Origin of the sequence: Paenibacillus sp. FSL R7-269 (genome assembly GCF_000517865.1) — a bacterium.
Taxonomy (GTDB): domain Bacteria; phylum Bacillota; class Bacilli; order Paenibacillales; family Paenibacillaceae; genus Paenibacillus_AQ.
This window is the reverse complement of record NZ_ASPS01000002.1, coordinates 45389-57280: the sequence shown is the minus strand read 5'-3', so window position 1 is coordinate 57280 and position 11892 is coordinate 45389. Positions and strand designations below refer to the sequence as shown.

Here is an 11892-nt window from a genome sequence, read left to right as displayed (position 1 = left end):
CATGGATTATCAATTGCTTCTGCTGACTATTGCTGTGTCCTTTATCCTTGCGGTCATTGCCGCTCCGCTGATCATACCGCTGCTGCGCCGGCTCAAGCTGGGACAGCAGGTTCGTGACGACGGGCCCCAGACCCATCTGAAAAAGGCGGGAACCCCTACCATGGGCGGCGTAATCATCATGGTCGCGTTCACGCTGTCTTTTCTGAAATTCTCGGTGATTAATTCGGATTTCTATGTATTGCTGGCTGCTACGCTGGGCTATGGACTCATTGGATTCCTGGATGATTATATCAAAATTGTGTTCAAGCGCTCCCTCGGCCTTACGGCGCGCCAGAAGCTGATAGGCCAGCTGCTGGTTGGCGTCGTGCTCAGCGTTCTGCTGATCTCGGCCGGGCATAATACCAATATCAGCGTTCCGGGAACCTCCTTCAGCTTCGACTGGGGCCCCTGGTTCTATTATCCGTTCATTGTGCTGATGATGATGGCAGTCACGAATGCCGTTAACTTCACGGACGGTGTGGATGGTCTGCTGTCAGGCGTAAGTGCGATTGCGCTGGCTGCCTTCGCGGTGGTAGCCATGCAGGCAACCTCGATTGCCGCTGGTGTCTGTGCGGCTGCGATGATTGGCGCAGTGCTTGGGTTTCTCGTATTCAATGCCCATCCTGCCAAGGTGTTCATGGGCGATTTCGGCTCCTTCGGGATTGGCGGGGCGATTGGCGCGATTGCTATTGTCACCAAGACCGAGCTGCTCTTTGTGGTGATCGGCGGAATCTTCGTGGTTGAAATGCTGTCCGTAATTATTCAGGTCGCTTCGTTTAAGACACGCGGCAAACGGGTATTCAGAATGAGCCCGATCCATCATCACTTTGAGCTGGGCGGCTGGTCGGAGTGGCGCGTAGTCGTCTCCTTCTGGGCGGTGGGCCTTGTGCTGGCGGCAGCTGGACTATATCTCATCAAGGGGTTGTAACGAATGAAACATCCGGATCTGTACCGTGGTCAAAAGGTGGTCGTCCTGGGGCTCGCCAAAAGCGGCGTCCAGGTGGCCAAGGTGCTGCATGAACACGGCGCTGTGGTGACGGTCAATGATAAAAAGGAAAGAGATCAGAGTCCCGAAGCTTCCAAACTGGAATCTTTGGGAATTTCTGTTATATGTGGCGGGCATCCGGAGAACTTGATCCACGAGGGTGTGGAGCTGGTTGTGAAGAATCCGGGGATTCCCTATTCGGTCGCTCCCGTACAGCAGGCGCTGGAGCTGGGGATTGAGGTGGTGACCGAGGTAGAGGTAGCTTACCATCTCTGCGCTGCCCCGATGATCGGCATTACCGGTTCCAACGGCAAGACCACTACAACGACCTGGGTAGGCCTTATGCTGGAGGCGGCAGGGATGCGCCCTATTGTGGCCGGGAACATAGGAACGCCGCTCTCTCAGGCCGCACAGGAGGCTGACGCGGACAACTGGATGGTGGTCGAGCTAAGCAGCTTCCAGCTGAAGGGCACGGAAGCGTTCCGGCCCAAGATTGCTGCCTTGCTGAATGTCGCGGAGACCCACCTGGACTACCATGGAGGCATGGAGGACTATGTAGCCTCTAAGTCCAAGCTGTTCGCCAATCAGGGACCGGAGGATACCGCTGTGCTGAACTGGGATGATCCGGTCTGCCGCGAGCTGGTGCCCTATCTGAAGGCGGGAATTCTGCCCTTCTCCATGAATGAGGAGCTGGTGCAGGGCATCTTCGTCCGCCCGTCCTATGTGGCGGATACGGTAGACGAGCTGAAGCGGGTTATTATCTACCGCGATTACACCGAGAGCGAGACCGAAATAGCTGATGTCGATTCTATCGGACTTCCCGGCCGCTTCAATGTGGGGAATGCGCTGGCTGCCTGCGGCATTGCCATTGCCGCAGGGGCGGACCCGGCGGTGCTGGGTCCGGTGCTGGCTTCCTTCCGCGGGGTGGAGCACAGGCTGGAGTATGTAACAGATAACGCAGGTGCGGCCTATTATAACAATTCCAAGGCTACCAATTCCAAAGCTACCTCCATGGCGCTGGCCTCCTTCCTTAAGCCGGTCATTCTTATTGCCGGGGGCCTAGACCGCGGCTCGGATTATATGGAGCTGCTGCCTGTCCTCGGGGAGAATGTCAAAGCCCTGGTGACGCTTGGACAGACCCGGGACAAGCTGGCGGCTGTAGCCCGGCTGGCAGGAGTAAAGACGGTCATCTCCGTCGATAATGGGGAGAGTGCCGCTGCCGTGCTGGAGCAGGCTGTGCGGGAGGCTTCCGCCCTGGCGGAAGCTGGGGATGTAGTTCTCCTGTCCCCTGCCTGTGCCAGCTGGGATATGTTTACCTCCTATGAGGAGCGCGGGCGTATTTTTAAAGAGGCGGTGCATAACCTTTAAGTAGGGGGGTGGATAAGCCCCTACTACGGATGCAAGAGGTGTGCTCCTGATGAACAAATCCCGTCATGCGCCCGATATCTGGCTGCTGCTTCCGATACTGGCCTTACTGGCTATCGGTATGGTAATGGTATACAGTGCCGGGTCCGTTCTGGGCTTCCGCAATTATGGCGATTCGTTTTACTTTGTCAAAAGACAGATGCTGTTCGCAGGCCTGGGCCTCATCGCGATGTTCATTACGGCGAACACCGATTATCTGGTGCTGAAAAGGTTCGCCCGGCCGCTCCTGATCGTGTGCTTCGCCCTGCTGGTGCTGGTGCTGATACCCGGCATCGGAGTGGTGCGCGGCGGGGCACGCAGCTGGATCGGCATCAGCTCCTTCGGCATTCAGCCCTCGGAATTCATGAAGATGGGGATGATCCTCTTCCTGGCCAAATGGCTCGGAACCGAGGAGTATGACATTTCCAGCTTCATGCGCGGGCTGCTTCCGCCGCTTGCGTTGATCGGCTCCGCGTTCGCGCTGATTATGCTTCAGCCGGATCTCGGCACAGGCACTGTCATGTTCGGCGCGGCCCTGATGATGGTCTTCACAGCGGGGGCGCGGATGAAGCATCTGCTCTCCCTTGGTGCGCTGGGGCTGGCCGGGTTCGCCGGACTCATTGCAGCGGCGCCTTACCGGCTGCAGCGGATCACCGCCTTTCTGGACCCCTGGTCCGACCCGCTGGGCGCCGGTTATCAGATCATCCAGTCACTCTATGCGGTGGGTCCCGGCGGGCTGGGCGGACTGGGCTTCGGGATGAGCCGGCAAAAATACAGCTACGTCCCGGAGCCGCAGACTGATTTTATTTTCTCAATTTTGGCCGAGGAGCTGGGGTTTATCGGGGGGCTGGCCGTACTGCTGCTGTTCCTGCTGCTGATCTGGCGCGGAATGAAGGTCGCTATGAGCCTGCCGGACCGCTTCGGAAGCTATCTTGCTGTAGGCATTGTATGTATGGTAGCGGTTCAGGTTGTCATCAACATCGGTGTGGTGATCGGCCTGATTCCGGTAACCGGCATCACGCTTCCGCTGATCAGCTACGGCGGCTCATCGCTGACCCTGATGCTCACAGCTCTGGGCATTCTGCTTAATTTATCACGTTATGCGAGGTGAAAGACATGCGTATTGTACTTAGCGGCGGCGGCACGGGAGGACATATTTATCCTGCCGTAGCCGTAGCCAGACAACTGGAATCCGAAGATACGGATTCTGTCTTCCTGTATATCGGAGGCAAGCGAGGTCTGGAGAGCAAGCTGGTTCCCCAGGAGAATCTGCCTTTCCAGTCCATTGATATTACAGGCTTCCGCCGCAAGCTGTCGATGGATAATGTGAAGACGGTTATGCGGTTCCTGAAGGGGGTCAAAGCCTCCAAAGCCATGCTGCGCGAGTTCAAGCCTGATGTGGTTGTCGGTACCGGGGGGTATGTCTGCGGGCCTGTAGTGTATGCAGCCTCGCGGCTCGGCATCCCTACCCTGATCCATGAACAGAATGCGATTCCGGGACTGACCAACCGTTTTCTCAGCCGGTATGCCAGCACGGTCGCGGTGAGCTTTGAAGGCACAGAGGCGGCTTTTTCCGGGGCCAAGAATGTAATCTATACGGGCAATCCCCGGGCCACTACGGTCATGACAGCGAACCCGCAGCGCGGCTTTGCTTCACTAGGAGTTCCTGAAGGTAGTACGGTGGTGCTGGTTGTCGGAGGAAGCGGGGGGGCCAAGGCGATTAACCGTGCCATGATTGAAATGGCACCATTTGTGGGTAAGGGGAATGGTGTTCACTATGTGTATGTCACCGGAGAGTCTTACTTCGAGGATACCCGCAAAGCGGTACGCGAGCAGCTCGGCGGTATTCCGAATTGGCTGCATGTCCTCCCTTATGTTCACAATATGCCTGAGGTGCTGGCCTGCACTTCCCTGATCGTGAACCGGGCAGGCGCCTCTTTTCTTGCAGAGATTACCGCGCTTGGCATACCCTCTGTCCTCATTCCGTCTCCTAATGTAACGAACAACCATCAGGAAGCCAACGCCAGAGCGCTGGAAGGTGAAGGTGCGGCAGTGGTGCTTCTGGAGAAGGATCTGAGCGGAGAGGCGCTGTTCACAGCGGTTCAGAAGATCATCGGAGCGGATACGCTGCATCGCAGCATGTCGGAGGCCTCAAGACGCCTCGGCAAAAGAGATTCCGCTTCCCTGGTAGTCAGTGAGCTGCACAGGCTGGCTGCAGGCCGGGGACGCTAGAATCCGGGCTTACATTGTCACACACACGGAGCTCCGAACATAGGATGATCCTATAATCGTGACAATCACCCAGAGCGCTTCTTGATGTCTGAGATTCGGAGACGGAATTCGTTCTGACCCATTTCGCAGGACAGCGGGGCCAGGAAGTGCTTACGGTGGGTGAGCGGTAATCTCGGAGGTGATACATTGGACAAATTGGTGATTGAGGGTGGAACCCCCCTGTCAGGCACCATACGTATCCATGGAGCAAAAAATGCGGCACTGCCGATTCTGGCAGCGAGCCTGCTGGCCGAAGGAGTTCACTCACTGCATAATGTGCCGAAGCTGCTGGACATCGAAACGATGCTGCATATTCTGCAGCGGCTGGGCTGCAGGACAGTGCATGAAGAGGAGACGGTCACCGTCGATACATCCTTTCTCTTGACCTCTCATGTGCCGGAGGACCTGATGCGGCAGATGAGATCCTCCATATTCCTGATGGGGCCTCTTCTGGCCAAGTTCGGGGAAGTGACGATCTATCAGCCGGGAGGCTGTGCGATCGGGGAGCGCAAGATTGATCTCCACCTGCAGAGCCTCAAGCTGCTCGGGGCAGAGATTGAGGAGACGGGCGGCAGGATCTGCTGCCGGGCTGCTAGCTTGAGAGGCTGTGATATCCATCTGGATTATCCCAGCGTGGGCGCCACGGAGAATATCATGATGGCCGCCGCCATGGCCGAGGGCACGACTACCGTCTCCGGGGCAGCGAGAGAACCGGAAATCCAGGACCTACAGAACTTCCTCAATGCGATGGGGGCACAGATTATCGGGGCAGGGACCGATACGATCACCATTCAGGGTGTCCGCAAGCTCCATGCCTGCAGCTATGAGGTGATCCCCGACCGGATTGTTGCCGGAACCGTGATGATTGCCGCCGCCGCCACGCGGGGCAATGTAACGCTGACCCACACCAATGCAGGACATTTGACCTCCCTGATCCACATCCTGAGGCGCGCCGGTGTTCAAATTACAGTGTGCAATGATATAATTAATATCAGCTGTATGGGACGTCCCCGTGCGGTTGAGCGTATTGTTACCTCTCCGTATCCGTCCTTTCCTACGGACCTGCAGTCCCAGGTAATGGTTCTATTGTCCCTGGCGGACGGGTTCAGTGTAATTAAGGAGACGGTCTTTGAAGGGCGCTTCAAGCATGTGGAGGAGATGGCCCGGATGGGAGCGGATATCTCTATTGATCTTAACAGGGCCTTCATACGCGGCGTTCAGCGGTTGTATGGAGCAACGGTTGAGGCCACTGACCTGCGGGCAGGAGCTGCCCTAGTAATCGCCGGACTGGCTGCTCAGGGAACGACTGTTGTAGAGCAGGCTCATCATATAGACCGAGGATATGACGGCATCGAATTACTGTTTCAAAAGCTGGGGGCGCGCATTAGCCGCAAGGTGCCTGTGCCTGACCCGCTGGATTTGGCCAATTAAAGCTCCCTGTCTCCTTCGGCGAAGCCGTGAGGAAGGAGACAGGGCCTTATTACGGAGATATGAGAATGCCAAAAACGCGAATACCTCTTTTGAAAGAGGACAAGCCTAGCAAGAGAAAAAACCGTAAAATTATCATCATCCTGGCACTGCTGTTCACTGCGCTGCTGGCTGTAATCTTCTTCCGTTCGTCGATCAGCAAGATTACAGCCATTGAAATGCAGGGGGATAAATATACGTCCCGTGAGCAGCTGCTGGCAGCAAGCGGCCTGAAGATCGGAGGACAGTTCTTTGCAGTCTCCGGAGATTCCGTGGGGAAGGCGCTGGAGGAGCTGAAAACAGTTCAGGAGGCGCAGGTCAGCAAGAAGTTCCCCGGTGTGGTTACGATCACTGTGAAGGAGTACCCGGCGGTTGCCTATGAACTGGACCAGGCAGGCGTGCTGGAAGCTATTCTGTCGAGCGGGGCCGCCGTCTCTGTGACGGATACCGGAATTGCTGTAGAGAAGCCGATATTGACCAACTGGAAGGCTGACGATCCTTATAAGACCAAGCTGTGCCAGGCGCTGGCCGGAATTCCGAATGAGCTGACCAGTGATATATCGGAGATTGTACCTTCCCCGACGTTGTCTTTTCCGGACCGGATCAAGCTCTACACACGTTCACGCTTTGAGGTCATAACGGCCATTTCGCTGCTCAAGGATAAAGTAGGCTATTTGAATCAGGTGATTCAGACGGAGGAGCCGGGACTTATCAAAATGCTGGAGGCGGATTCCTATGTTCCATTCCATTCTGAAGCCGGGGACAACGGAGAAGACGCAGATGCACAAGAGTAAATAGTCCCTACTAATGAAGCGGAATAAATGCTACAATCTGTTTTACGGGTAATAAGCAATATCCCTCTTTTTTCTGCGGATTTTTTGAGATGCAATTCAGGATATAGCCGCTGTTCTCTTGTTTTTCTTGTTTGAAGGTCAGGTGCTGATCCCGCTTAGCGGAGGGCGCCTGCCGGTACGTGAATACCTTGTCATATTATTCCTCTCAAAAAATTTGTTGAAAAAAGAGGGAAAGGATTAGGGATGTTGAATATGTACAGAGATGTTTCCCGCGACCGGGATCAAAAGCTTGTTTATTATGATTATAACAGGAGGTGCCATAGGGCTTGAGCAACAATGACATCATTGTTAGTTTGGACATCGGTACATCCAAAGTTCGGGCAATAATCGGGGAAGTTACTAGTGGAACCTTCAATATTATTGGCGTTGGATCTGCTGATTCGGAAGGGATACGCAAGGGTGCGATTGTAGACATCGATCAGACTGTGCAATCGATCAGGAGTGCCGTAGAGCATGCGGAGCAAATGGTCGGTATTCAAATATCCGAGGTGTATGTCGGCATATCCGGCAACCATATCGGCCTGCAATCCAGCCACGGCGTAGTTGCCGTTCAGAATGAGGACCGTGAGATCGGCGAAGATGACATCGACCGTGTAATCAAGGCAGCGGAGGTTATTGCACTCCCGCCGGAACGCGAGGTCATTGATGTTGTCGCCAAGCAGTATATCGTCGACGGCCTTGAAGGTATTCAGGACCCGCGCGGAATGATCGGCGTCCGCCTGGAAGTGGAAGCTACGATCATTACCGGTGCCAAGACCCCCATACATAATCTGCTCCGCTGCGTGGAGAAATCAGGTCTGAAGGTTAAAGATCTTGTCCTTATGTCTCTCGGGGCTGGCGGATTAGCGCTCTCCAAAGATGAGAAATCAATGGGGGCTGTACTGGTGGATATCGGTGCCGGACAAGCCACGATAGCCGTATATGAAGAAGGTTCCCTTAGTGCAACCTCCACGATTCCGATCGGAGGAGAATTCATAACCAATGATATTGCGTACGGACTTCGGACACTTACCGACCAGGCCGAGAAGGTCAAGCTGAAATACGGCTGTGCCTGGATCGATGATGCTGCTTCGGAGGTCGTCTTCAAGGTCCTGCGTATCGGCAGCAATGTGGAGAAGGAATTCAACCAGGAGGATTTGGCAGCGATTATCGAGCCAAGAGTCCAGGAAATCTTCCACCTGATCCGTCAGGAAGTGAAGCGGCTTGGTTATACGGAGCTCCCGGGAGGTTATATACTTACGGGTGGCACAGTTTCGATGCCAGGGGTGCTTAAGGTAGCCCAGAACGAGCTCGCAGCCTCCGTACGGATCGCTGTACCGGATTATATCGGAGTGCGTGACCCCGGCTTCACCGGCGGCGTAGGCATCCTTCATAATGTGGTACGCAACTACCGCGGACGGAGCAGCGGCGGAAGTGCCAACAAGAAGACCGTTAACCGCAGCAAGCAGAGCGCAGCGCCGGTTCAGGATTCTTCCAAGAAGCCAGGTCTGGTGGAACGACTAAAGAATATGTTTAGCGAGTTCATATAAGTGTAATCCAGATATACTTGGATTGGCCATCCAAGCACTACTCGAGGGGGAGATGGAAACAATATGTTGGAATTTGATTTTGAAATGGAGAGCTTGGCGCAAATAAAAGTCATCGGCGTCGGCGGTGGCGGAAGCAACGCTGTGAACCGGATGATTGAAAATGGCGTTCAGGGTGTTGAGTTCATCACGGTTAATACAGACGCCCAAGCGCTGCATATGGCCAAATCGGAGCATAAATTACAAATCGGGGATAAATTGACCCGCGGACTTGGCGCAGGAGCGAATCCTGAGGTTGGCAAGAAGGCGGCAGAGGAATCCCGCGATCTGATCTCGAATACGCTGAAGGGCGCGGACATGGTCTTCGTTACCGCAGGTATGGGCGGCGGTACCGGAACAGGCGCAGCGCCTGTCATTGCCGAAATCGCTAGAGAATGCGGAGCATTGACGGTAGGCGTCGTGACCCGCCCGTTCACTTTTGAAGGCAGAAAACGTGCCAACCAGGCAGAGCTTGGAATCGAAGCGCTCAAGGAAAAGGTTGATACGCTGATTGTGATTCCAAATGACCGCCTCCTAGAAATTGTGGATAAGAAAACTCCAATGCTGGAAGCGTTCCGTGAAGCGGACAATGTACTCCGGCAGGCGGTACAAGGCATCTCCGACCTTATTCAGGTTCCCGGACTGATCAACCTTGACTTTGCTGATGTGAAGACGATTATGACGGAGCGCGGTTCAGCGCTTATGGGCATCGGGATTGCCACCGGTGAGAACCGGGCGTCTGAGGCGGCCCGCAAAGCGATTATGAGCCCGCTGCTTGAAACCTCCATCGAAGGTGCACGCGGTGTCATTATGAACATTACAGGCGGCTCTAACCTCTCCCTGTACGAAGTGAATGAAGCTGCAGAGATTGTTACTTCGGCTTCGGACCCTGAAGTGAATATGATCTTCGGTGCCATTATCGAAGAGAGTATGAAGGACGAGATCAAGGTTACTGTTATTGCGACCGGCTTTGAACACAAGCCTTCTCCAATAGCTCCTGTACGCCGTCCCGCGGCAAACAGCGAACCGGCTGCTGATAATAAGAGCAAGAGTGAGAATCTTCGTCCGTTCGGGAATCAGACAAGCTCTGATCAGCTGGATATTCCAACCTTCCTGCGCAACCGGACACGCGGCAATAATGATTAAGATTAAGAGCCATTAATAGCATAGACTGTTACGGAAGCACCGTATCACGCAGCTTTGAACTGCGGGGTATGGTGTTTTTTTGCTTTTCAGGCTGTATAATTACGTTAACGGGAGACGATACCATGGAAATGCTGGACCCCCGGGTGGATTTTGTATTTAAGCGGATTTTTGCAAGCGAGGGCAACAAGGATGTACTGCTCGCTTTTCTGAATCAGATATTCTTGGATGCGGGCGATCTTCCCCTGGAGGAAGTGGTGCTGCTCAATCCTTATACGGATAAGGATGATCCGCTGGATAAGCAGGCGATATTTGATATATGGGCCAAGACGGTGGACGGCAAGCTGATTAACATTGAGATGCAGCTGTTCAACAAATATGATATTGAGAAACGCACGCTGTATTATTGGAGCAAGCGTTATGCCGGGCAGCTTCAAGTCAGCGGGAAATATACCGAGCTTAAGAAATGCGTGACGATTAACATTCTGAATTACAAGGTGCTCCCTAATGAACATACACATAGTGTATTTCATTTGCGGGAGGACAGCAGCGGAGCGCCGCTGACAGATGATATAGAGATTCATTTCCTGGAGCTGCCCAAGCTGAACCAGCCGGTTACGCCCGGCGAGGGCGGCCTTGTGAACTGGCTGTTGTTCCTGAAAGGCATTGACTACTCTGAATGGGAGGTGCTGCAAATGAATGAGCCAGCCTTGAAGAAGGCGATGGAGACGCTGGAATTTCTGAGCCAGGATTCGGAGGCCCGCCGCAAATATGAGGACCGCCAGAAATTTCTGATGGACGAAGCCTCGCAGCGGGATGGTGCGCTTAGAGAAGGCTTCGCTAAGGGAACTGCGGCGGGTGAACTGGAGGCCAAGCGGGTAATAGCAAAGAATCTCCTGTCGATGGGAATGGATCGTGCTTCAGTGCAGAAAGCAACCGGACTCTCCGAAGAAGAGCTGAAATCTATCAATAACTAAATACGTTTCTCATGAAGCCAGCCGCTTAGGGCTGGCTTTTGTGTTGTGCACTGAAGTTCCTCTCAATGCCCATAAGTCGACAAAAAAACTGCAAGAACGCCCCCCATGTTTAGACAGACTTTGGATACAGGAGTTTCTATACTAATCTTATCGTCTAAAAAGAGAGCCTGCACCGAGGCCTCCGGATAGATATCCGCTTGCAGGCAGGTGAGAGCGATGGTTGTCTATATTGACTTGATTTTTGCCGCCAATCTGCTGATCGACGGAGTCCTGCTGTGGCTGACAAGCTGGCTGGTTAAGCACAAGGTATCCTGGTGGCGGCTGACTCTCTCAGCGCTGGCGGGTGCACTCTATGTCGTCATGATGTTCGTACCGGAGCTGTCCTTTCTGTATACCTTTCTCATCAAATTCGGGTTATCGGTTTTGATGATCTGGATAGCCTTTGGATTTAGAAGTCTGCAAAGCTATCTTCGGGCATTTGGGGCGTTTTATATCATTAATTTTGCGGCGGCGGGAGGGATCATAGGCGTTCATTATCTGCTGCAAAGCTCTGGTGACCTCTGGAAGGGCATGATCTTCACCTCATCGGGAGGCCAAGCTTACCGGCTGAAGATCGGGTTCTGGTTCGTGCTTGCCCTGCTTCCGCTGGTGCTGTTGCTCTTCAAGCTGATCCAATCCTCCCGCCGGCACAGAGAACAACTGGATTCCTATATTGGGGAAGTGACGGTGGAGATCGACGGAGTGTCGGTTACCTGCCCCGGACTGCTGGATACCGGGAACCGGCTCAGCGATCCGCTGACGAGGATTCCGGTCATGGTGATGGAAGCCTCGCTGTGGGAGGGCCATTTGCCGGCTTCCTGGAAAGGAAGGCTGACCCAGACGGGTGCAGATACACTTGTACTGGAAACGGACGGGCAGTCGTTCGCCTGGCAGGACAGGATACGGCTGGTGCCGTACAGAGGCGTCAATCGCGGGGCATCCTTCATGCTCGCGCTGAAGCCGGATAAGGTGAGTATAGAACTTGGCGGTGATACCTTTTGCAGCACAAGGGTACTCATCGGGCTGGATGGCGGGACACTGTCGGGAGACGGCGCGTACCGGGCGGTCATACATCCTGACCTGACCCACAAAGAGAGTGCTCCAGAAGCGCCGGCTGACAAGGTGATGGGCTAAGTAACCTATAGGAG

10 protein-coding genes are annotated in these 11892 nt (G+C 54.4%); all 10 read left to right on the top strand.

Features of this window, described 5'->3' with window-relative positions:
- The first annotated feature begins 1 nt into the window (after nucleotide 1).
- The 10 genes from mraY (at nucleotide 2) to spoIIGA (ending at nucleotide 11878) form a co-directional block, all read left to right on the top strand.
- A complete protein-coding gene (gene mraY / locus C162_RS00620) occupies nucleotides 2–967 on the top strand; it encodes a phospho-N-acetylmuramoyl-pentapeptide-transferase (protein ID WP_036690209.1) in 966 nt (321 codons plus the stop codon).
- Nucleotides 968–970: 3 nt separating this feature from the next.
- Complete coding sequence (murD, locus tag C162_RS00615) at nucleotides 971–2392, top strand: UDP-N-acetylmuramoyl-L-alanine--D-glutamate ligase (protein ID WP_036690207.1); 1422 nt, start codon at nucleotides 971–973, stop codon at nucleotides 2390–2392.
- A 49-nt stretch (nucleotides 2393–2441) separates the two neighbouring features.
- Complete coding sequence (gene spoVE, locus C162_RS00610) at nucleotides 2442–3539, top strand: stage V sporulation protein E (RefSeq protein WP_036690204.1); 1098 nt, start codon at nucleotides 2442–2444, stop codon at nucleotides 3537–3539.
- 5 nt (nucleotides 3540–3544) lie between these two features.
- Entirely contained in the window at nucleotides 3545–4660 is a 1116-nt protein-coding gene (gene murG / locus C162_RS00605) for an undecaprenyldiphospho-muramoylpentapeptide beta-N-acetylglucosaminyltransferase (RefSeq protein WP_036690202.1), read from the top strand.
- Nucleotides 4661–4846: 186 nt separating this feature from the next.
- Nucleotides 4847–6130, top strand: coding sequence for a UDP-N-acetylglucosamine 1-carboxyvinyltransferase (gene murA, locus C162_RS00600; protein WP_036690200.1), 1284 nt, complete (start codon nucleotides 4847–4849; stop codon nucleotides 6128–6130).
- Nucleotides 6131–6195: 65 nt separating this feature from the next.
- A complete protein-coding gene (locus C162_RS00595; protein WP_036690199.1) occupies nucleotides 6196–6960 on the top strand; it encodes a cell division protein FtsQ/DivIB in 765 nt (254 codons plus the stop codon).
- Nucleotides 6961–7286: 326 nt separating this feature from the next.
- Nucleotides 7287–8549, top strand: coding sequence for a cell division protein FtsA (gene ftsA, locus C162_RS00590; RefSeq protein ID WP_036690197.1), 1263 nt, complete (start codon nucleotides 7287–7289; stop codon nucleotides 8547–8549).
- 63 nt (nucleotides 8550–8612) lie between these two features.
- A complete protein-coding gene (gene ftsZ, locus C162_RS00585) occupies nucleotides 8613–9731 on the top strand; it encodes a cell division protein FtsZ (RefSeq protein WP_036690196.1) in 1119 nt (372 codons plus the stop codon).
- A 122-nt stretch (nucleotides 9732–9853) separates the two neighbouring features.
- A complete protein-coding gene (locus C162_RS00580; RefSeq protein ID WP_036690194.1) occupies nucleotides 9854–10705 on the top strand; it encodes an Rpn family recombination-promoting nuclease/putative transposase in 852 nt (283 codons plus the stop codon).
- A 216-nt stretch (nucleotides 10706–10921) separates the two neighbouring features.
- Nucleotides 10922–11878 (top strand): sigma-E processing peptidase SpoIIGA, encoded by a 957-nt coding sequence (gene spoIIGA / locus C162_RS00575; protein ID WP_036690192.1) that lies wholly within the window; start codon nucleotides 10922–10924, stop codon nucleotides 11876–11878.
- Nucleotides 11879–11892: the final 14 nt, after the last annotated feature.